Source organism: Martinezella calliandrae (genome assembly GCF_030272695.1).
GTDB classification, from domain to species: domain Bacteria; phylum Pseudomonadota; class Alphaproteobacteria; order Rhizobiales; family Rhizobiaceae; genus Rhizobium; species Rhizobium calliandrae.
The window spans coordinates 71,168-93,123 of sequence record NZ_JARFYN010000013.1; the positions used below are offsets into that span (position 1 = coordinate 71,168).

Here is a 21,956-nt window from a genome sequence, read left to right on the forward strand (position 1 = left end):
CGTGCGGCCCGATTTTGTCTAAGCTCAGCTCTGCTGGGCTCACGGCGAAATGATTCGGATGCGGATCAATCCAATGCAGGATTTCAATGACACGATCTTTGCACTTTCCAGCGGTGGCCTTCCGGCCGGTGTCGGAGTGGTGCGCATCAGCGGGCCGGAGGCTCTGGATGTAACCAATGTACTCGTCGGATCATTGCCAAAGCCTCGGCAAGCAGCGTTGAAAACGATTCGGACTCGAAATGGTCTTGTTATCGATCGTGGTCTGGTTCTGACTTTTCCCGGACCTGCATCCTTTACCGGGGAGGATAGCGCAGAAATTCATGTGCATGGGGGCAAGGCCGTCGTTGCCATGCTTCTCGAAGAGCTTGCGGCCTTTAAAGGTTGCCGACTCGCTGAGCATGGTGAATTTTCGCGCCGCGCGCTCGAAAATGGCAAGATGGATCTTGTCGAAGTTGAAGGCCTGGCGGATCTCATTGCGGCCGAGACGGAAATGCAGCGGCGACTGGCCGTGGAACATACGGCAGGTGGGCTATCGAAGCTGTACGAAGACTGGACGGATCGGTTGACCCGCGCTCGTGCTTTGATCGAAGCGGAGCTGGATTTTGCCGATGAGGACGATGTTCCAGGTTCAGTGTCCGACCTGGTTTGGGCAGACATGGTAAAGCTGCAGTCGGAGCTGTCCGAACATCTGGCCGGGGCTGATTTTGGCGAGATTGTCAGGGACGGGTTGAAGGTTGTCATCGCCGGTGCCCCGAATGCCGGAAAATCAAGCTTGATGAACGCACTTGCGCGTCGCGAGGTTGCCATCGTCACCGAGATTGCCGGGACGACACGCGACGTTCTGCATATCGATCTCAATATTGAGGGATATGCGGTAAAGCTATACGACACCGCAGGCTTGCGAGAGACCGAGGAAGTCGTTGAGCGGGAGGGAATCAGGCGGGCACTGAAGACGGCGGCGGAAGCGGATATTATCCTGTCGCTTGCAGAGATTGGTACTCCGGCGCAAACGGATTTTCCCGAGTTTGACGGCAAGGTCATTCGGATTGGTACTAAGTCGGATATTCACCCAATTGATGATGGTGAACACTACGACCTATGTATGTCTTCGTCGACGGGCGCGGGGCTCGCGGAGCTGCATCAATTGTTGGTTAGTGATTTACTAACCCGATCCGCAGCATTTTCCTTGGCATTACCAAGCCGCTTGAGGCATCGGACGCTATTGACGGATAGCTTGGAGGCACTGGGCCGAGCCGTCACCTCGACATCCGCAGGGTTGGATATGCGCGCGGAGTTCCTACGGCAGGCGGCGCACAGTCTAGGCCGCATCACCGGAAGGGTTGATGTCGAAGATCTTCTCGATGTCATCTTTTCGGAGTTCTGCATCGGTAAATGATTCACGTGAAACATTGCGTCATCTGATGGCGTCAAAGACGTTTCACGTGAAACCTCCTTGACTCTTGGATTTGGTGTGCCAAACAGACGGCAACGCTGAGGGCCTGACAATGCTCGATAAAATATATGATGTGATAATAGTGGGTGGTGGACATGCGGGCAGCGAAGCTGCCGCTGCCGCCGCCCGCTTGGGCGCGCAGACGGCGCTGGTGACCCATAAGCGCGAAACGATTGGCGTGATGTCATGCAACCCTGCTATCGGTGGTCTGGGCAAGGGTCATCTGGTCCGAGAGATTGATGCGTTGGATGGTTTAATGGGCCGCGTCGCGGATGCTGCTGGCATTCAGTTTAGGATGCTGAACCGGAAAAAGGGCCCGGCTGTCCGTGGCCCACGTACCCAAGCGGATCGGAAACTTTATCGTCTTGCCATGCAGGCAGAGATCGATGCAATCGCGAATCTTGATATCATCGAGGGAGATGCTTTCGATCTCGCCATCGAGGATGGCCGCGTTACAGCGGTAGTCTTGAAGGACGGTCGGGTCTTTCGTTGCGGCGCCGTTGTTTTGACGACCGGCACCTTTCTCCGCGGCTTGATCCATATCGGTAACAAGAAGATTCCAGCTGGCCGTGTCGGAGAAGAGCCGTCCGTGGGGCTATCAGCGACCTTGCAGCGCTATGATTTAAGGTTGGGTCGGTTGAAGACGGGTACGCCGGCGCGCCTGGACGGGACGACCATCGATTGGAGTTCAGTGGGCCGCCAAGGGGCAGACGATCAACCAGTGCCGTTTTCATTCATGACTGACTCTATTGCCAATCGGCAAATCGAATGTGGCGTGACGCGGACGACACCGGCGACACATAAGATAATTGCCGATAACCTTCTGCGTTCGGCGATGTATTCGGGACAGATCGAGGGCGTTGGTCCGCGGTATTGCCCATCGATCGAAGACAAGATCGTTAAATTCGGCGAACGTGACGGTCACCAGATTTTTTTGGAACCCGAGGGATTGGACGACACGACGGTCTATCCAAATGGAATATCTACATCGCTTCCCGAAGACGTGCAGGATACTTTCATCCGAACCATTCCGGGTCTGGAACGAATTCGGATTCTGCAGTGCGGCTACGCGATTGAGTATGACCATGTAGATCCGCGTGAACTGAAGCCGTCGCTGGAAGTGATGAAGATCCCCGGCTTGTTTTTAGCTGGGCAGATCAATGGAACGACCGGATATGAGGAGGCGGGAGCGCAAGGGCTGATTGCCGGCCTAAATGCCGCGCGTCTGGCTTCTGGTGATAAGGCGGTCCAGCTGAGCCGCACGGAATCCTATATCGGGGTAATGATCGATGACCTCACGTCGCGGGGAGTGGCCGAGCCCTATCGGATGTTCACATCTCGTGCGGAATACCGCTTGTCGCTTCGTGCGGATAATGCGGATCTTCGTCTGACGCCGCTTGGTATAGCTCTCGGTTGCGTCGGCAGCGAACGTGCTTCGCGCTTCGGCGGCTATGTAGGGAAGTTGGACCAAGCGCGCACCCAGCTCAAAGGATTGTCGGTCACGCCGAGCGAAGCAGAGAAGGCTGGATTGCATCTCAATAAGGATGGTCAACGCCGATCAGCATATGATCTTCTGTCCCATCCGAGCCAATCTGTCAAATCGCTGTCTGGTCTGTGGCCGGAGCTACTATCGATCGATCCGCGCGTCGTCGATGCGGTGGAGATCGAGGCAGCCTATGCGGTCTATTTGGACCGTCAGACCTCGGACATTGTGCAGGTGCGACGCGAGGAAGAGCGGGTCATACCGATGGATTTTGATTTCTCCGCGCTGTCCGGTTTGTCGAACGAGTTGAAGCAGAAGCTCGTGGTGGCACGACCGAAGAATATTGCGCAAGCGTCGCGAATCGACGGGATGACACCGGCGGCGATATCGCTTCTGCTCGCCTATCTGCGAAAGCTGGGCGCAGCGGAAGAGCAGAAGCTCGTTTCCTGACATTGCAAGGTGTGAGAGTCCTTCCATGGAATTGAACGGTGTGCGTGTTTCACGTGAAACACAGGGACGATTGCAGCACTTTGCGGAGCTGTTTCAGAAATGGGCGAGGACCATCAATCTGGTGGCACCCTCGACAATCAACGACCTCTGGCAAAGACACATTGCCGACAGCGCGCAGATCTTTCAACTTCATCCGAGGCCAGCCCGATGGGTCGACCTCGGGAGTGGAGGAGGTTTTCCCGGCGTCATTACAGCGATTCTTCTAGCAGAACAGGCGGATGGGCACGTCGATTTGGTGGAAATCAATCAAAAAAAGGCTGCTTTTTTGCGGGTTTGCCTGAGGGAATGCGAAGCCCGCGGCACCGTCCATAAGATTCGAATCGAAGAAGCGCCAAAAGTCATCGGTCACTGCGAGGTGATCTCGGCGAGAGCGCTTGCCGAGCTGGATGTGCTATTGGAGTACGCGGCGCCGTGGGCGGAGCGCAATGAAAATATTCGTTTGTTGGTGCATAAAGGCCGGGATTACGAGCGCGAGGTCCAGAAAGCCCGTGGTCGTTGGGAATTCGATCTGGTAAAACACAAAAGTGTTGTCGAGCGAGATTCTGTTATTTTGGAGTTAAATCGCCCTCGACGTCGAACTTAACCATAATTGGATATGTGGCAATGATCGGCGAGCGAAACCGGATTATTACTATCGCTAATCAAAAGGGTGGAGTCGGCAAGACAACCACCGCGATTAACCTGGCCACGGCACTGGCCGCCATTGGTGAGCGTGTCCTGATTGTCGATCTAGATCCGCAGGGTAATGCCAGCACTGGTCTAGGAATCGAGCGGCGTGATCGCAAGCTATCGTCATATGACCTTCTGGTTGGCACGCACACGATTCTCGACACGGTTCAAGAGACGGCGGTCCCCAATCTCTTCATTGTGCCATCGACAATGGATCTGCTCGGCATCGAGATGGAGATCTCTCAGGAGTCCGATCGCGTCTTCCGGCTTCGCCGGGCTCTGGCCGGCGCAGGTGCCGCCGCTTTTTCCTACATCCTGGTCGATTGCCCGCCCTCGTTCAACCTACTGACCATGAACGCGATGGCGGCGGCGCATTCGGTGTTGGTGCCGCTGCAGTGCGAATTTTTCGCGTTGGAAGGTCTCAGCCAATTGCTGGAAACCGTCGATCAGGTGCGGCGCAGCGTCAATCCCCTTCTGGACATCCAGGGCATCGTGCTGACGATGTTTGATTCCCGCAACAATCTCGCGCAGCAGGTCGTCAACGACGTTCGCACGCATTTGGGTGAGAAGGTCTACCACACGTTGATCCCGCGCAATGTTCGCGTGTCCGAGGCGCCATCTTATGGCAAACCGGCAATCCTTTACGATCTGAAATGCGCCGGCAGCCAAGCCTATCTACAATTGGCGTCGGAAGTGATTCAGCGGGAGCGGCAGCGTAAGGCGGCAGCCTGATAAATATTGTTTATTCTGGAGTGAGTAGTTGCGATGAATGACGATCTTTCGAAGCGGCGTCTTGGGCGTGGGTTGGCAGCGCTCATCGGAGAGATGGATCAGCCCACGCCGGTGGACGCCGTCAAGCCCGGCGTCAATCCGGATCGCATGGTCCCGATCGAATTCATCAGCCGCAATCCTAAGAATCCACGCCGTTATTTCGACGAAACAGAATTGCACGATCTTGCCAGCTCCATTCGGCAGCATGGCATCGTGCAACCAGTTGTCGTGCGTACGACCTCTGTCGATCGTTATGAAATCATAGCCGGCGAAAGACGCTGGCGGGCGGCGCAACTGGCCGGTCTGATTGAAATTCCGGTGATCGTGCGCGATGTCGACGATAAGACCGCTCTGGAAATCGCCATTGTCGAAAACGTTCAACGCGCCGATCTCAATCCGCTAGAAGAAGCTCTGGGTTATGAACAATTGATCGCCGAACACGGTTATACGCAAAACGATCTTGGCGAGATCATTGGCAAAAGCCGCAGCCATGTCGCCAATTCGTTGCGGCTGTTGAAGTTGCCGGAGCCGGTTCGCGACATGCTGGCCGGCGGTAGCCTATCCGCTGGTCATGCACGCGCGCTGGTTTCGACTTCCGATCCCGCTGCGCTCGCCCGCACGATCATTGCCAAGGGCATGTCAGTGCGCGATGCGGAGCGGTTAGCGCAAAACGACATCAAAGCTCAGAACGATCCGCGGCCAGCCGTGACTCGCAAGGATGAGAAGGATTCCGATACGCTGGCGCTGGAAAGGACATTGTCCGACACCCTCGGGCTGGATGTCACGATCAACCATCGCGGCAGCGGCGGTCAGGTGAAGATTGCCTACAAGACCCTGGAGCAGCTTGAAGAGATCTGCCGGCTGCTGGAACGGCGTTGAGTTGTTTGGCGTGAGTCAGCCCTTACGGGCTGATTGCAATGTGGTCGCCAGCAGTGTTTGCGTTGCGATCGTGTCTTCTAGGCTGGCGCGCTGCCTGGTCTGGAGGATGGCGGCCTGCAACCGGTTCATTTCGCGGGCAATTGCCGGCGCGGCCCAGCTTTTGAGGGCCTGCTCGATGATCGGCTTGCGGCGAAAGTGCAGATGCCGGCCTAGAGTTTGCATCACCTGCGCCGGTGGTACACGCTTTTCATCCATTTCCGTGCGCATCATGTCCAGTAACTGGAATTGCCTCAGGCAACCCTGTAGCACGAGGAACACGGGTGTCTTCGAGGAGGCGATCTTCTGCATTGCGTTCAGGAAAGCTTCTGAATCGCCCTTAAGAATGGCATCCACGGCGTCGTCTGCTGAAACGGCGCTGGCGTCGCCGATGATGTCGATCACGTGATCTTCTTCGATCGTCCCCTGCCCGCGGCAATAGAGCGCGAGCTTGCGCACCTCGTTGCGTGAAGCGATACGGTCGCCGCCCAATAGTTCCAATAGAATCTGGCGCGCCGCCGCCGTGATGCGGAGATTTTCATTTGCCAGCTCAGCATCGATAAGGCCATTGAGCGCGCGAATGTCGTCGGCATAACAAGGAATAGTTGCGACAGACCGAGAAGTCTCGGCTACTTTACGAAGGCCGGAGCCTTTCTTCAGATCGCCAGCCTCAATGATTACGAAACTGGTATCGGGAGGGTTGTCGGCAATAATCTGCAGTGAATCGACGAGCGTTTTCTCGTTTGCTGCGCCTCGGATCCACACCAGCTTTTCGCCGCCAAACAGGCCAATAGCATTGACCTCGTCCAGCAGTCGGCCGGCATCGCTGTGAAGATCGCCGACATCGAGTTTGATCAGGGAAAAAGCATCACTCAGATCGACACCGGTCTTACCGGCGATCTGCGCAGCCCGCTCGGTCACAAGGCCGCGGTCCGGTCCATAGATGACGAAGAGACGATAATTGCGCGCGGCGTATTGAAGAAAGCCTTCAAACTCATGAGATTTGATCTCCGCCATGCCGCGCGCTCATATCAGCGGCTAAGTGCGGCAGCGATGTCGGCGCCCACCAGTTCAGCAACTTCCCGTGCGGCACGGTCTTCCGAATCGCGGATAGCGCGCGCCTTGGCGAATTCCTGGGTCGGGAAGTCGACCAGCGATGTCACCGAGCGGTTGCCGGATTTCAGGACCTTGCCATCACCGGCATTCTTCAGCGTAAAGGATGCCGTGACCGTGGTGCGGCCGGCGCCCGAGGTGTCGGAAGATGGCAGATAGATAACACCGCCTGTACCGGAGCTGACGCTCAGATCCACCGTATATTTCGGGGTCTTCGCTTCGCCGGCGCCTCGGCCGGCAATGAAGATCAATTGATTGCGAACCACCTGACCCACGCGCGTACCGGCGTCAGAAAAGGAAACGTCGGCAAGCTTCTGGGTAACGCCAGTGTTCTCGGCATAGAGCGGCCGAACCTGGCAGGACGATAAAAGACCGGCAACGCCAATCATAGACGCAACGCCTGCAGCGCGAGCGAGCTTGAAAAGATTATCAGACGACAATGTTCACGATCCTCTGTGGAACGACGATGATCTTCTTTGGCGCCTGACCATTCAATGCGCTTCCGACGGCATCCAGGGCGAGTACGGCTTCTTGCACGGTATTCTGATCTGCATCGCGAGCAATTGTCAATTCGGCGCGCTTCTTGCCGTTGATCTGTACCGGATATACGATCTCGTTTTCGATAACGAGCGCTTGGTCGTAACTCGGCCAGGCGCTCATGGCGATTAAGTGCGTATTGCCGAGCGCTGCCGAGCATTCTTCGGCCAGATGCGGTGTGATCGGCGCGACCAATGCGATCAGGATCTCGACCGCTTCACGGACAGCGGAACGATAGCCGGAATCTGTCGCCCCCGCGGCGACCTTGGCCAGCGGAGCAGCCAAGGCGTTGACGAATTCGTAGATGCGCGCAACAGCCTTGTTGAAGGCGAGCTTGTCGTAATCGCCCTGAACCGCCTTCAGCGTGCGGTGGGCGACTTGTGAAATCGCCAGCGCTTCGCCCTCCTTAGCCGGAGTCGCGGCAACTGTCCTCAAAGCGTCCGCGGCTTCCGACACCAGACGCCACATGCGCTGCGTGAAACGATACGCACCTTCGACGCCCGCTTCCGACCAGATGACGTCGCGGTCGGGTGGCGAATCGGACAATACGAAGAAGCGGGCCGTATCGGCGCCGTAGGAGGCAATGATATCGTCTGGGTCGACGACGTTCTTCTTCGATTTCGACATCTTCTCGATCGCGCCGATGGCGATCTCTTCGCCGGTCGACAGCAGCGTCGCCCGTCTTTGGCCATCGATTTCCTCGATTCGGATATCAGCGGGTGACACCCATTCGCGCGTCAGCCCATGGCCGCGGCTATAGGTTTCGTGAACCACCATGCCCTGCGTGAACAGGCCCTTGAAGGGTTCCTTCGCTTCGACATGGCCGGTCTCGCGCATGGCGCGGGTAAAGAAGCGAGAATAGAGTAGATGCAGGATCGCATGCTCGATGCCGCCGATATATTGATCGACCGGCAGCCAGCGGTCAGCCGCCAGCTTGTCGGTGGGTTCGTGTTCCCACGGCGCGGTGAAGCGGGTGTAGTACCAGCTCGAATCGACGAAGGTATCCATGGTATCGGTTTCGCGACGCGCGTCCTTGCCGCAAAGTGGGCAGGAGACGTGCCGCCATGTCGGATGGCGGTCGAGCGGATTGCCCGGCTGATCGAAGGTGACGTCATCCGGCAGCTTGACCGGCAGATCCTGCTTCGGCACCGGCAAGACGCCGCAATCCTCGCAATGGATGACCGGGATCGGGCAGCCCCAATACCGCTGACGCGAAATGCCCCAGTCGCGCAGGCGGAAATTCACCTTGCGTTCGGCCTGCGGCACATTGCCGAGGTTTTTGGCCGCCAATCTCGTGGCCACCGCTTCGAAGGCTTCCTCCGTGTCCATGCCGTCCAGGAAGCGCGAGTTGATCATGATGCCGATGCCGTCATAGGCGACATCGCCGATGGTGAAGCTGGCGGCATCGCCATCCTTCGGCATGACGACGGGGACGACCGGCAAATGGTATTTGCGGGCGAAATCGAGATCGCGCTGGTCGCCGGACGGGCAGCCGAAGATCGCGCCGGTACCATAGTCCATCAGCACGAAATTGGCGATATAGACCGGCAGTTCCCAGGAAGGGTCGAGCGGATGGCGCACGCGGATGCCCGTGTCGATGCCCTTCTTCTCGGCGGTCTCCAATGCGGCAAGCGAGGTGCCGGCGCGGCGGCACTCCTCGCAGAAGGCATCGATTGCCGGATTCGCAGCAGCTGCTTCCTTGGCCAGCGGATGATCGGCCGATATCGCGAGGAAGGAAGCGCCAAACAGCGTGTCTGGACGAGTCGTATAGACGGTGATTTCGCGTTCTGCGTTGGGCGAGGTCTCCGGCACGATTTCCCAACGGATCGTTAGGCCCTCTGAACGCCCGATCCAGTTCTTCTGCATCAGCCGCACCTTTTCCGGCCAATGGTCGAGCGTATCCAGCGCGTCCAGGAGCTCCTGGCTGAACTCGGTGATCTTGAAGAACCATTGCGTCAGCTCGCGCTGTTCGACCAGCGCGCCGGAGCGCCAGCCGCGGCCGTCGATGACCTGCTCGTTGGCAAGCACGGTGTTGTCGACCGGGTCCCAGTTGACCTTGGACTTCTTGCGGTAGACAAGGCCCTTCTCCATCATGTCGATGAAGAGCATCTGCTGGCGATGGTAGTAGTCGACATCGCAGGTGGCGAATTCGCGGCTCCAGTCCAGCGACAGGCCCATGGCCCTCAACTGCGCCTTCATCGAGGCGATGTTCTTGTAGGTCCATTCCTTCGGATGCACCTTGTTGTCGCGGGCGGCGTTTTCCGCCGGCATGCCGAAAGCGTCCCAGCCCATCGGATGTAGCACATTGTAGCCACGGGCGCGTTTGTAGCGGGCGACGACGTCACCCATGGCGTAATTGCGCACATGGCCCATATGGATGCGGCCCGACGGATAGGGAAACATCTCAAGGACGTAATATTTCTCGCGCGGATCGGCGTTGTCGGTGAGGAAGACATTCTCCTCGTTCCATTTCTGCTGCCAGCGAGGCTCGGCGTCGCGCGGATTATAACGTTCGGTAGCCATTTGATCTTGTATTCCGGAATATCATGGGGAGTTGGCCGTGACCTTCATCACGAAACCAACCAAGCGTCAAGTTTAGCGGGTGCCGCAAGTGCCCTATCTTGCAAAGCAAAGCCGGATTCAGCGGCATCGGCTCTTGGCAAAGGCCGTCTGCCTCATTACTGCAAAGTCTCAGGAACAGGCGTAAATATCGAGGCAAAGAGATGGAACTTCAAGAGAGGTTGAACGCGGTTCGTGCCCATATCGCGGCAGCGGAGCGTCAGGCTAACCGGCCGGCGTGCGCCGTGCAGCTTGTCGCCGTTTCCAAGACCTTCGATGCCGAAGCGATCCGCCCCGCGATTTCGGCCGGCCAGCGGGCGTTCGGCGAAAACAGAGTGCAGGAAAGCCAAGGAAAATGGCCGGCGCTCAAGGCCGAAACGCCTGATATCGAGCTACATCTGATCGGGCCGCTGCAATCGAACAAGGCGGCGGATGCCGTGGCGTTGTTCGATGTCATCGAAACGGTCGACCGAGAAAAGATTGCCCGCGCCTTGGCCGATGAAATGAAACGCCAGAATAAGCTGCTGAGGCTTTACGTGCAGGTCAACACCGGCCTGGAGCCGCAAAAAGCCGGGATTGGGCCCGACGACACGATTGCTTTCGTCGATTTTTGTCGGAGAGAGCTTGGGCTTTCGATCGAGGGGCTGATGTGCATCCCCCCGGCCGATGAGAATCCCGGGCCGCATTTCGCGTTGCTCGCCAAGCTCGCCAAAAAGAGTGGCGTCGATAAGCTCTCCATGGGCATGTCGAGTGACTATGAGATTGCTGTGGCTTTCGGAGCGACGAGCGTTCGCGTTGGTTCTGCGATTTTCGGCGCGCGTTAAGACCCAAAAGAAAAGCCCCGGCTCTCATCGGGGCTTCGAACTACGGGGCCGATCGCGTCTCAGTAGCGGTCGTCATCATCGTCCGGGGTGGTGGACTTCAGCGACTTCAGCTTCGCGAAGACGGCGTCGGCGTCGATTTCCTTTTCCTTCTCGTCGTCGCGCTCGTAGCTGAAGCCGAGCTTCTCGGTCTCCTGCGCCGGCTGCAGTGTTGCGCCGAGTTCGGCGGCGGTCGGCAGCGGACGACCCTTGGCAGCCTTTTCCACTTCCATGTCGAGGTCGATCTGGCTGCAGAGGCCGAGCGTCACCGGATCCATCGGCGTCAGGTTCGTTGAGTTCCAGTGTGTCCGATCGCGAATCTGTTCGATGGTCGACTTGGTGGTGCCGACGAGGCGGGAAATCTGGGCGTCCTTCAGTTCCGGATGGTTGCGTACGAGCCAGAGAATGGCATTCGGCCGATCCTGGCGCTTGGAGACCGGCGTGTAACGCGGGCCGCGGCGCTTGGATTCCGGTACGCGAACCTTTGGCTCTGAAATCTTCAACTTGTGGTTCGGATTGGCTTCGGCACGCGCGATTTCGTCGCGCGAAAGCTGGCCGGTGGCGATTGGGTCGAGGCCCTTAATGCCCTGGGCCGCTTCGCCATCGGCAATGGCCTTGACTTCGAGCGGATGCAGCTTGCAGAACTGCGCAATCTGGTCGAACGACAAGGCTGTATTGTCGACAAGCCAAATGGCGGTTGCCTTCGGCATGAGCAATTGTTGAGCCATGGATATAGTCCTTCTGTCAGTCCGCGCCGGTGTCGCGGTCCGGGGTGTAATACCACATTGTCCGGGAAATATGGCCCTATATAACCGCAGTGTTGCGGAATTGCAATTCTTTGCGGATGAAATGCGCTTTGTCCAATTGCTGTCGTAACTTGAGCTGCTATTGATTGCGTGGAATGAGCGCCATAATCTCGAAAGAGAGGGCAAAGATTGAGGAGGAAACCATGTCGGAAAAGATTCATCCGGTGACGAAGCCGGTCAAAGCGCAAGCTTTGATCGATGCGGCAAAATATCAGAAATGGTACAGGCAGAGCGTCGAGGATCCCGACTATTTCTGGGGCAAACACGGTCAGCGGATCGACTGGTTCAAGCCGTATACCAAGGTCAAGAACACGTCCTTCAAGGGGAAAGTCTCGATCAAATGGTTCGAAGACGGGCTGACCAACGTTTCCTACAATTGCATAGACCGTCACCTGAAGAAGCATGGCGATGACGTGGCTTTCATCTGGGAAGGCGACAACCCCTATATCGACAAGAAGATCACCTATAACGAGCTCTACGAACACGTCTGCCGCCTGGCGAATGTCTTGAAGAAGCATGGCGTCAAGAAGGGCGATCGCGTCACCATTTACATGCCGATGATCCCCGAGGCCGCCTATGCGATGCTCGCCTGCGCCCGCATCGGCGCGGTGCACTCCGTCGTCTTCGGCGGCTTCTCCCCGGAGGCTTTGGCGGGCCGCATCATCGATTGCCAATCGACCTTCATCATCACCTGCGACGAGGGGGTTCGCGGCGGCAAGCCAGTACCGCTTAAGGAGAATACCGATACGGCGATCCATATCGCCGCCAGGCAGTATGTCACCGTAGAGAAGGTTCTGGTCGTGCGCCGCACCGGCGGCAAGACCGGCTGGGCGCCGGGCCGCGATCTCTGGTATCATCAGGAAGTTGCAACGGTGAAGCCGGATTGTCCGCCCGCGAAGATGAAGGCGGAAGACCCGCTGTTCATCCTTTATACGTCAGGCTCGACCGGCAAGCCGAAGGGCGTGTTGCACACGACCGGCGGTTATCTCGTCTATGCGGCGATGACGCATGAATATGTTTTCGATTATCATCCCGGCGAGATATTCTGGTGCACCGCCGACGTCGGCTGGGTCACCGGTCATTCCTATATCGTCTACGGGCCGCTGGCGAATGGCGCGACATCGCTGATGTTCGAGGGCGTGCCGAATTTCCCAGATCAGGGCCGCTTCTGGGAGGTTATCGACAAGCACAAGGTCAATATCTTCTATACCGCCCCGACGGCGATCCGTTCTCTGATGGGAGCCGGCGATGATTTCGTCAAGCGCTCCTCGCGCTCTTCATTGCGGCTCCTCGGAACGGTCGGCGAGCCGATCAATCCGGAAGCGTGGGAATGGTACTACAATGTCGTCGGTGATAGCCGTTGTCCGATCGTCGATACCTGGTGGCAGACCGAGACCGGCGGCCATATGATCACGCCGCTGCCGGGCGCGACCGACCTTAAGCCGGGTTCGGCGACCTTGCCCTTCTTCGGCGTTCAGCCGGAGCTAGTGGACAATGAGGGCAACCTGTTGGAAGGGGCAGCCGACGGCAATCTCGTCATCGCCGACAGTTGGCCCGGCCAGATGCGTACGGTATATGGCGATCATGAACGCTTCATCCAGACCTATTTTTCTACCTACAAAGGCAAATATTTCACCGGCGACGGGTGCCGGCGCGATGAGGACGGTTATTACTGGATCACCGGCCGTGTCGACGACGTGCTCAACGTCTCCGGCCACCGGCTTGGCACCGCCGAGGTCGAATCGGCCCTAGTCTCGCACCAGGACGTCTCGGAAGCTGCCGTTGTCGGCTATCCGCATCCGATCAAGGGTCAGGGCATCTATTGCTATGTGACACTGATGGCCGGCCATGAGGGCACGGATGCGCTGCGGCAGGAACTCGTGAAGCACGTGCGAGCCGAGATCGGCCCGATCGCCTCACCCGACAAGATCCAGTTTGCCCCCGGCCTGCCGAAAACTCGCTCGGGCAAGATCATGCGCCGTATCCTGCGCAAGATTGCCGAAGACGATTTCGGCTCGCTCGGCGACACCTCGACGCTGGCCGATCCGGCTGTTGTCGACGATTTGATTGCCAACAGGCAGAACAGGGCGGATGCGGCTTGATCGAAGTTTATCTTGCTCCTGGCGGGCGGGATACAGTTTCTTAGGAATTGGGCGAGGGCTAATCTTCGCCTAATTTCTTTATTGTCTTCCGGAAGCAATTAAAAAGACGACTGCTATGCGGGCGAATTGGTCGAGTGGGCCCTCGCTCCAAGCCACCGCGTCTCGGAAGATCTCCGGCTCTGCCGGGGTAGTTCAATGCGTATTCGCAGCAGCACATTCAGGACCGTGAACGACTTTCTGAAGCCGATCTCAAAAATCGATCGCACGCCCATTGATTTCCCAATCGCCGAAGCGTGAAGGCTCAGCGCCACCGCGTCCGCCGGTTTCGGGGGGGAGCTCGGGTTGGGCCCGCACTTTACGGCGCTCTTCGGCCTCGGCTAGCGCTCGCTTGGCGGCCGGCGAGAGCGGCTTGCGAGGCGCCTCGCTGGCGTCGATGTCGTTTTTATTGTCGTTATCTGCAATCTGCATGGCGTGATGCGGCCTAGAGCTGTTGAAATAGGCGGGTGAATAGCCAAATCATAGTGCGTCCGGCCGCAAAGAAAAAGGTTCGGACCGACGATGTGATGGAGACATCAGATGAACCTCATGCGCACAGCCATGTTGCTTGCCTTCATGACGGCCCTGTTTATGGGCGTCGGCTATTTGATCGGTGGTCAAGCGGGCATGATGATAGCGCTTGTCGCTGCAGCCGGCATGAATTTCTTTTCCTATTGGAATTCCGACCGCATGGTGCTCTCCACCTATCACGCGCAGGAGGTGGGAGAGCGCAGCGCACCGGAATTCTATCGGATCATCCGCGATCTCGCGCGGAATGCGGGTCTTCCGATGCCGAAGGTCTATCTCTATGACAGTCCGCAGCCGAATGCCTTCGCCACCGGCCGAAATCCCGAAAATGCCGCTGTTGCTGCCTCGACCGGCCTGCTCAACGCTCTGACGCCAGAGGAAGTGGCTGGCGTGATGGCGCATGAGCTGGCGCATGTACAGAACCGCGATACGCTGACGATGACGATCACGGCGACACTCGCCGGCGCCATTTCCATGCTCGGCAATTTCGCCTTCTTCTTCGGTGGTCGCCGCGACAGCAACAATCCTCTTGGTGTTGTCGGCGTGCTGGTGGCGATGATCGTCGCGCCTCTCGCGGCCATGCTGGTGCAGATGGCGATCAGCCGCACGCGTGAATATTCTGCCGACCGCCGCGGCGCGGAAATCTGCGGCAATCCCCTTTGGCTTGCCTCGGCGCTCGGCAAGATCGCCCGAGGGGCGGAGTATATTCCGAATGAAGAGGCCGAAGCTCATCCGGCGACAGCACACATGTTCATCATCAATCCGCTTTCCGGTGCCCGCATGGACAACCTGTTCTCCACGCATCCGGACACGGAAAACCGCATCGCCGCGCTCCATGAGATGGCGCGCTACGGCAGTGGTGCTGCAGGCACTGCGGTGAATACGCCGCCCGACTTTGGCTCGACGGCACCGAATTTGACTGCTAATCCGGTGCGCAAATCGCGCTCCGTACCGAATACGGGCCGCGGTGGTTCACAACCGCCGAAGGGACCCTGGTCTTGAATCCCAACAATAAGAAACCTTTCAACAAAGACGGAAGACAATCGCGAAATCGCTCACCGCAGCATCGGCCGCATGAGTCGGCGCCACCCAAGCCCGGACTTGCCGCGCGCGCCGCCGCGACGAAAATCCTGGCGGCCGTGATTGACCGCAAGACGCCGCTTGACGGGATGCTGGACGCCGAAGGCGGCAATCCTGCCTATAAGGCGCTTGGCGAAAGCGACCGTGCGCTTGTGCGTGCCATTCTGAACTCGGCGCTGCGCCATTTGCCGCGCATCGAGACGGCGATCGCGTCGCTCTTGGATTCGCCGCTACCGGAAGGTGCCCGCGCTCTGCATCATGTGTTGGTGGTAGGTGCCGCGCAGATGCTCTATCTCGACGTGCCGGATCATTCCGCCGTCGATCTCGCCGTCGAGCAGGCCAACCAGGACCCGCGCAACCGCCGCTTCGCGAAGCTGGTCAACGCGATTCTCAGGCGAATCGGGCGGGAGAAGCAGGAAATTCTGGCCCAGGTCGCCACCGTGCCGGCCATGCCGGTCTGGTTCCTGACGCGTCTCGAAGCTGCCTATGGCTCTGACGCCGCGCTGAGGATTTCCAACACGCAATTGGAGCCGGCGGCGATCGACATCACGGTGAAATCCGATGCTGAAGGATGGGCTAAGCGCTTGAATGGCGTCGTGTTACCGACCGGCGGCGTGCGGCTTGCCGCTTTCGAGGGCTCGATTCCCTCGCTCGATGGATTTAACGAGGGCGAATGGTGGGTCCAAGATGCCGCCGCCAGCATCCCGGCGAAACTGTTCGGTTCGCTTGCCGGCAGCAAAGTGGTGGATCTCTGCGCCGCGCCCGGCGGCAAGACCGCCCAGCTCATCGTAGCCGGCGGCAGGGTGACCGCGCTCGACCAATCCGCCAATCGCCTCAAGCGGCTCTCCACCAATCTGGCACGGCTCGGGCTGGAAGCCGAAACCGTCGCCGGCGATATGGCCAAGTTCCAGCCCGAGGATCTCTTCGACGCCGCTCTTCTCGATGCTCCCTGCTCGTCGACGGGTACGACCCGTCGTCATCCCGATGTGCTCTGGACCAAGGGGCCGGAGGACATCGCTAAGCTTGCGGGACTGCAGGAGCGCCTGCTTCGCCATGCGCTGACCTTGGTCAGGCCTGGCGGGCTCGTGGTCTTCTCCAACTGTTCGCTCGATCCGGAAGAAGGTGAGGATCTTGTCGCGCGTGTTCTGGCGGAGACGGACATGGCCGAGCGCGTGCCGATCAAGCCCGAGGATTGGCCGGGTCTCGAGGCTGCAATCTCACGCCTCGGCGCCTTCCGCACCACGCCTGACATGCTGCCGCTCTCCGGCGGTTTTGCTTCCGGGCTGGATGGATTCTTCGCCGTGGTGCTCCGCCGCACGCGATAGCGGCGAACCTCTCTCAAGTGCTTACGCTCGACTCGACCAAAAATAGGGCACAATGTCCTCATTTGGCATATTCCTAACCTCTTCTTAACCACAGAGATAGAGAGTAAGCATAAGCAAACATGCAGGTTTTCCGGCAGGGTTCGGTGAGTTTACACATGCGGGAAGCATGGCGGCGAATGTCGCGCCGCACGGCGTTGGCGCGATTGCGTCTTACCCGCCACACGATGCGTGTGCCGGAACGGTTGATCGTGGCTCCGACGGACCTGCGCAGCATCGATCCGTTTTTCGTTGAAGAGCTTTTGAATGGCCGCATCCTGTTGGCGGGCCGGGTGCTGGAAACGCAGGGCAAATCACCTTTCGCCTTGGAGCTGCCGTCGCAGGCCTTTGCCGCCCGGCTGCACAGTTTCCGCTGGCTACGGCATTTGCGGGCAGAAAAGAGCGATCAGGCTGCTGCGATGGCGCGATCCATTCTCAACGATTGGATGGCCGTCCATGGCTACCGATTGCGGGGCGTCGCCTGGGCGGCTGATACTGCCGCCCAACGGCTAATTGCCTGGCTTTCGCATTCGCCCGTGGTCCTGCAGGGGACGGATGGCGGTTTTTATCGCCGTTTCATGCGTATGCTGGCCTTCCATGTCCGTTATCTCCGTCGCGTGGCGGCAACGACACGGGACGGCGAAACACGGTTTAGGGTGCGGATTGCGCTCGCCCTGTCCTCTGTCGCTATGCCGAACGGCGCCTCAACACTGAAGCGCGCCGGCCAAGCGCTCGACCGGGAAATCGACCGGCAGATCCTCCAGGATGGTGGGCATATTTCGCGCAATCCGCGTGTGGCGCTGGAACTGCTGCTCGATCTGCTGCCGCTGCGCCAGACCTATGTCAATCTTGGCCATGATGCACCGACACGGCTGATCCCAGGCATCGATCGCATGTATCCGGCCCTGCGCTTCTTCCGGCATCAGGATGGCGACCTGGCGCTGTTCAATGGCGCGACCTCGACGCTCGCCAACGAGCTGATGTCGGTGCTGCGTTATGACGAAACGGCCGGCCAGGTGTTCAAGGCGCTTCCGCATACCAAATATCATAGGCTGGCGGCTGGACAGGCCGTGGTCATCGTCGATACCGGGGCGCCTGCTTCGGCGGACCTCAGCCGTACGGCGCATGCCGGCTGCCTGTCCTTCGAAATGTCTTCGGGCAAATCCCGCTTCATCGTCAATTCCGGTTCGCCTAATTTTGCGGGTGACCGCTACGTCCAGGCGGCCCGTGCCACGGCGGCGCATTCGACCGTGACGCTCGACGACACGTCGTCGAGCCTGTTTTCCAAGTCGAAAACGCTCGGCCCGGTGATGGTTAGCGGCGTCAAGAAAGTCATCGTTGAGCGCGCCGAAACTGAAGATGGCCGCGATTACGTCCGCGCCGTGCATGACGGCTATCTCTCGACCTTCGGTTATGCCCATGAGCGCGAGCTGAGCCTGAATGCCAGCGGCACCATTCTTGCCGGCCGCGACCGCTTTTTCGTTCCGGAGGGCAAGAAATCACTGCTGAAGAGCGATGGCGGCCTGGCCTCTGCACGGTTTCACATCCATCCTTCTATCAGCCTTCTGCAGACCGAGACCGACTCCGCCTTGCTGATCGCTCCGGACGGTGAGACCTGGGTATTCTCCTCGCCGGGCAACGAGGTGTTGGTGGCAGAGGATATCTTTTTTGCCGATGCTTCCGGCATGCGTTCTTCTGACCAGCTCGAGATCGTTTTCCCGATCGCCGAAAAGGCGGAAATCCGGTGGTTTTTATCCTATCGGCCATAGGCTAAGTGCCTAAGCTGTGTTAACGGGGCGGGCATATTGTCCCGCGCCGCTGTTGCCGGACATCTCCTCACGCTAGAATGGAGAAAGCCCATGGCCGTCGTTTCCAAAAAAATCCCAGCCCCCGACAAAGTGAAGGTCAAGACCGCGCTTCTGTCCGTGTCCGACAAGACCGGCATCGTCGAGCTCGCCCGGGCGCTCAGCGAAAAGGGTGTGCGGCTCTTGTCGACGGGCGGCACACACAAGACCATCGCGGCCGCTGGCCTTACCGTAACCGATGTGTCCGACGTGACGGGCTTTCCGGAGATCATGGACGGCCGCGTCAAGACGCTGCATCCGAAAGTCCACGGCGGCCTGCTCGCCATCCGAGATGACGCCGAGCATCAGGCGGCGATGAAGGAGCACGGCATCGAGGGTATCGACCTCGTCGTCATCAATCTTTATCCGTTCGAAGACGTGCGAAAGGCCGGTGGAGACTATCCGACGACGGTCGAGAATATCGACATCGGCGGCCCCGCGATGATCCGCGCTTCGGCCAAGAACCACGCCTATGTCACGATCCTCACTGATCCGGCCGATTATCCCCAGCTCCTGGAACAGCTTTCGGCCGACGCCGGCCAGACCGCTTATGCCTTCCGCCAGCGCTTGGCCGCCAAGGCTTTCGCTCGCACCGCGGCCTATGACGCGATGATCTCCAACTGGTTCGCCGAGGCGCTGGACATCGCGACACCGCGCCACCGCGTCATCGGTGGCGTCCTGCACGAGGAAATGCGTTACGGCGAAAACCCGCATCAGAAGGCGGCATTCTACTTCACCGGCGAACATCGGCCGGGTGTGTCGACCGCGACGCTGATCCAAGGCAAGCAGCTCTCTTACAACAACATCAACGATACTGATGCGGCCTATGAGCTCGTTGCCGAGTTCCTGCCGCAAAAGGGTCCCGCATGTGCGATCATCAAGCATGCCAACCCTTGCGGCGTCGCCACCGGCCCGAGCCTGGTCGAGGCCTACAAGCGGGCTCTGGCCTGCGACCCGGTCTCGGCTTTCGGTGGCATCATTGCCCTGAATAGCCTGCTCGATGCGGAAACCGCGGAGGAGATCGTCAAACTTTTCACCGAGGTCATCATCGCGCCGGAGGTCAGCGAAGAAGCCAAGGCGATCATCGCCCGCAAGCCGAACCTTCGCCTGCTTTCGGTCGGCGCCCTGCCCGATCCGCGCGCAGCCGGCCTGACCGCCAAAACCGTATCCGGCGGTCTGCTCGTCCAGAACCGCGATAACGCGCTGGTCGAAGATATGGAGCTCAAGGTGGTTACGAAGCGTGCGCCGACGGCACAGGAGCTGGAGGACATGAAGTTCGCCTTCCGCGTCGCCAAGCACGTGAAATCAAATGCTGTCGTCTATGCCAAGGACGGGCAGACAGCCGGTATCGGCGCCGGCCAGATGAGCCGCGTCGATTCCGCCCGTATTGCCGCGTTCAAGGCGGAAGAAGCTGCCAAGGCCATGGGGCTCGCCGAGCCGCTGACGCGCGGCTCTGCCGTCGCTTCCGAAGCCTTCCTACCGTTTGCCGACGGTCTGCTGTCGGCGATTGCAGCAGGTGCGACGGCCGTCATTCAACCGGGCGGTTCGATGCGCGACCAGGAAGTCATCGATGCCGCCAACGAGCACGGTGTTGCGATGGTCTTCACGGGCGTGCGCCATTTCCGTCATTGAGCTGGCTCCGCCGTCTTTTCGCCCATCCTGGTCCTGAGCTTTTCGAAGGACGAGGGTGGCCCCGGATGTAGCCGCGCGCCCTCGTGGTTCGAAACGGCCCGTCGGGCCTCTCCTCCATGAGGCCTACCTCTCAAGATATATCCCAAAATCGAAGAAGGGATATCCTATTTGACCTTGTCGGCAGGATAGGGTGTCGGCAACAAAAGCAGCAGCCCGCCGGCGAGGAAGACGATCAGCGTTGCCATGCCGAGGCGAGCAGAGCCGCTCCAAAAGGTGATCAGGGAGAAAAGCAGGGTCGCCATGAAGCTGGTGGCGCGGCCGGAGAGCGCGTATATGCCGAAATAGCGGCCTGCTTCAGTAAGGCTGACGCTGCGCGCAAGATAGGAGCGCGAGGAGGCCTGCACGGGGCCGAAGGCGAGGCCGATCAACAGGCCGTAGGCGATATAAGCCTTCTCCGCGGCAGTGCCGAACAGGCCGCCGGAGCTCACGGTCGAAAGCGGTACGAAGCCGAAGAGTGTGAAGCCCGGTCCGGTGGAAATGATGCCGAGTGCCGCCAGCAGCAGCATGGTCAGACTGATGACGACCGTTATCTTGGAACCTAGCCAGCGATCGACATAACCCGCGGCGAAACAGCCGAAAATTGCGACAACATTGAGGATGATGCCGTAAATCCCGATCTCAATGGTCGCCCAGCCGAACATGCCTGCGGCGAAGGTGCCGCCGAGGATCAGCAAGCCGTTGACGCCGTCCTGGTAGATCATGCGCGCAAGCAGGAAAAGACTGATGCCCCGGCGGCGCTTCAGTTCGCCGAGCGTCGTTGCGAGCTCGTTCAGGCCGGAGCGAACCGCTGCACCGAATGGCCGGCCGCGGGGAGCATCCGGCGTGAAGAAAAACATCGGCAGAATGAAGAGAAAATACCAGACGGCGGAAATCGGCCCGGTGATGCGCGCATCTTCGCCTCGAGTGGCGTCGAGGCCGAATAGCGGTGTGAGGCCGAGGATGGTCTTGCCGGTTTGCGGGTTGCCGGCCAAAAGCGCCACCACGGAGATGAGCACGATCATGCCGCCAAGATAGCCGAGGCCCCAGGCAGCGTTCGACAACCGGCCGATATCGCTGTTGCCGACGAGGCGCGGCATCATCGAATCGTTGAAAACGATCGAAAATTCTGCCGAGATCGAGGCGAGGATCATGAAGATGACGGGATAAATCACCGGCGAGCCAGGTGCGGCGCCCCAAAGGCAGAAGAGGCTGATGATCTTGATGACGGCGAAAAAGGCGATCCAGGGTTTGCGTGCGCCGGATTGATCGGCAATCGAGCCAAGCACCGGTGACAGGACGGCGATGATTACCGAGGAAATCGTCGCCATGTTGCTCCAGGTCGTCTGCGCCGCGACGGGATCCGCCGTCAGCCGTGCGACAAAATAGGGGCCAAAGATGAAGGTGGTGACGACTGTAAAGAACGGCTGCGCCGCCCAGTCGAAGAACATCCATCCCCAGATGCCTCGCGCCGACACTTTCGCGGGCGCATCGTCCCTTATCTCTGTGGCCACCAAATTCCTGCCCCTGATCCTATAGCGCGTCTAGAGCTGTTCAGCGTTTCATGGAATCGCTTTGTCGCTCTATCCCTTTGTTTTTACTCATTCCAGGAAAACCGGTTCGAACTTGTCCTGGAATTGCTCTGTTGAGCCGGGCGGACT

Annotated in this window: 17 protein-coding genes; 11 read left to right on the forward strand and 6 right to left on the reverse strand. The window is 59.0% G+C overall.

What is annotated here, in order from left to right; genetic code table 11:
* Nucleotides 1-73 precede the first annotated feature (73 nt).
* From mnmE to PY650_RS12445, 5 genes are all read left to right on the forward strand, one after another.
* Complete coding sequence (gene mnmE, locus PY650_RS12425) at nucleotides 74-1,396, forward strand: tRNA uridine-5-carboxymethylaminomethyl(34) synthesis GTPase MnmE (protein WP_285879569.1); 1,323 nt, start codon at nucleotides 74-76, stop codon at nucleotides 1,394-1,396.
* 109 nt (nucleotides 1,397-1,505) lie between these two features.
* On the forward strand, nucleotides 1,506-3,386 hold the full coding sequence (gene mnmG, locus PY650_RS12430) for a tRNA uridine-5-carboxymethylaminomethyl(34) synthesis enzyme MnmG (RefSeq protein ID WP_285879628.1): 1,881 nt from the start codon (nucleotides 1,506-1,508) through the stop codon (nucleotides 3,384-3,386).
* A 25-nt stretch (nucleotides 3,387-3,411) separates the two neighbouring features.
* Nucleotides 3,412-4,029, forward strand: coding sequence for a 16S rRNA (guanine(527)-N(7))-methyltransferase RsmG (gene rsmG / locus PY650_RS12435; protein WP_285879570.1), 618 nt, complete (start codon nucleotides 3,412-3,414; stop codon nucleotides 4,027-4,029).
* A gap of 20 nt (nucleotides 4,030-4,049) precedes the next feature.
* Entirely contained in the window at nucleotides 4,050-4,847 is a 798-nt protein-coding gene (locus PY650_RS12440; RefSeq protein ID WP_285879629.1) for a ParA family protein, read from the forward strand.
* A gap of 33 nt (nucleotides 4,848-4,880) precedes the next feature.
* Complete coding sequence (locus PY650_RS12445; RefSeq protein ID WP_285879571.1) at nucleotides 4,881-5,765, forward strand: ParB/RepB/Spo0J family partition protein; 885 nt, start codon at nucleotides 4,881-4,883, stop codon at nucleotides 5,763-5,765.
* A gap of 15 nt (nucleotides 5,766-5,780) precedes the next feature.
* On the opposite strand, the gene holA is transcribed toward PY650_RS12445, so the two are convergent.
* Genes holA through leuS form a run of 3 tightly spaced genes read right to left on the reverse strand, consistent with a single transcriptional unit; the run spans nucleotide 5,781 to nucleotide 9,974 of the window.
* Nucleotides 5,781-6,818 (reverse strand): DNA polymerase III subunit delta, encoded by a 1,038-nt coding sequence (holA, locus tag PY650_RS12450; protein WP_285879572.1) that lies wholly within the window; start codon nucleotides 6,816-6,818, stop codon nucleotides 5,781-5,783.
* Between the two features lie 14 nt (nucleotides 6,819-6,832).
* Nucleotides 6,833-7,354 carry an LPS assembly lipoprotein LptE gene (lptE, locus tag PY650_RS12455; protein WP_285879573.1) on the reverse strand — a complete coding sequence of 174 codons (522 nt, stop codon included), beginning with the start codon at nucleotides 7,352-7,354 and terminating at the stop codon, nucleotides 6,833-6,835.
* Entirely contained in the window at nucleotides 7,344-9,974 is a 2,631-nt protein-coding gene (leuS, locus tag PY650_RS12460; protein WP_285879574.1) for a leucine--tRNA ligase, read from the reverse strand. Before leuS ends, lptE begins: the two co-directional genes overlap by 11 nt.
* Before the next feature lie 200 nt (nucleotides 9,975-10,174).
* On the opposite strand from leuS, the gene PY650_RS12465 reads away from it, so the two are divergent.
* Nucleotides 10,175-10,834 carry a YggS family pyridoxal phosphate-dependent enzyme gene (locus tag PY650_RS12465; protein ID WP_285879576.1) on the forward strand — a complete coding sequence of 220 codons (660 nt, stop codon included), beginning with the start codon at nucleotides 10,175-10,177 and terminating at the stop codon, nucleotides 10,832-10,834.
* Between the two features lie 59 nt (nucleotides 10,835-10,893).
* Here the strand turns inward: PY650_RS12465 and PY650_RS12470 are convergent, their stop codons facing one another.
* On the reverse strand, nucleotides 10,894-11,598 hold the full coding sequence (locus PY650_RS12470; protein ID WP_285879577.1) for a DUF1013 domain-containing protein: 705 nt from the start codon (nucleotides 11,596-11,598) through the stop codon (nucleotides 10,894-10,896).
* A gap of 221 nt (nucleotides 11,599-11,819) precedes the next feature.
* On the opposite strand from PY650_RS12470, the gene acs reads away from it, so the two are divergent.
* Nucleotides 11,820-13,778, forward strand: a complete 1,959-nt coding sequence (acs, locus tag PY650_RS12475) for an acetate--CoA ligase (RefSeq protein ID WP_285879578.1) — start codon at nucleotides 11,820-11,822, stop codon at nucleotides 13,776-13,778.
* Between the two features lie 249 nt (nucleotides 13,779-14,027).
* On the opposite strand, the gene PY650_RS12480 is transcribed toward acs, so the two are convergent.
* The gene (locus tag PY650_RS12480) at nucleotides 14,028-14,246 is read right to left on the reverse strand and encodes a DUF1674 domain-containing protein (RefSeq protein WP_285879579.1); all 219 of its coding nucleotides are present in this window, start codon (nucleotides 14,244-14,246) and stop codon (nucleotides 14,028-14,030) included.
* Nucleotides 14,247-14,354: 108 nt separating this feature from the next.
* Here PY650_RS12480 and htpX point away from each other — a divergent pair, with 108 nt between their 5' ends.
* The 4 genes from htpX to purH all read left to right on the forward strand — a co-directional run bounded on the left by htpX (nucleotide 14,355) and on the right by purH (nucleotide 20,259).
* On the forward strand, nucleotides 14,355-15,344 hold the full coding sequence (gene htpX / locus PY650_RS12485; protein ID WP_285879580.1) for a zinc metalloprotease HtpX: 990 nt from the start codon (nucleotides 14,355-14,357) through the stop codon (nucleotides 15,342-15,344).
* On the forward strand, nucleotides 15,335-16,747 hold the full coding sequence (locus PY650_RS12490; protein WP_285879630.1) for an RsmB/NOP family class I SAM-dependent RNA methyltransferase: 1,413 nt from the start codon (nucleotides 15,335-15,337) through the stop codon (nucleotides 16,745-16,747). Before htpX ends, PY650_RS12490 begins: the two co-directional genes overlap by 10 nt.
* A 176-nt stretch (nucleotides 16,748-16,923) precedes the next feature.
* Complete coding sequence (locus PY650_RS12495; protein ID WP_432761521.1) at nucleotides 16,924-18,552, forward strand: heparinase II/III family protein; 1,629 nt, start codon at nucleotides 16,924-16,926, stop codon at nucleotides 18,550-18,552.
* A 90-nt stretch (nucleotides 18,553-18,642) separates the two neighbouring features.
* Nucleotides 18,643-20,259, forward strand: coding sequence for a bifunctional phosphoribosylaminoimidazolecarboxamide formyltransferase/IMP cyclohydrolase (purH, locus tag PY650_RS12500; RefSeq protein ID WP_285879582.1), 1,617 nt, complete (start codon nucleotides 18,643-18,645; stop codon nucleotides 20,257-20,259).
* Between the two features lie 164 nt (nucleotides 20,260-20,423).
* On the opposite strand, the gene PY650_RS12505 is transcribed toward purH, so the two are convergent.
* Complete coding sequence (locus tag PY650_RS12505) at nucleotides 20,424-21,812, reverse strand: MFS transporter (RefSeq protein WP_349644492.1); 1,389 nt, start codon at nucleotides 21,810-21,812, stop codon at nucleotides 20,424-20,426.
* Between the last annotated feature and the right edge of the window lie 144 nt (nucleotides 21,813-21,956).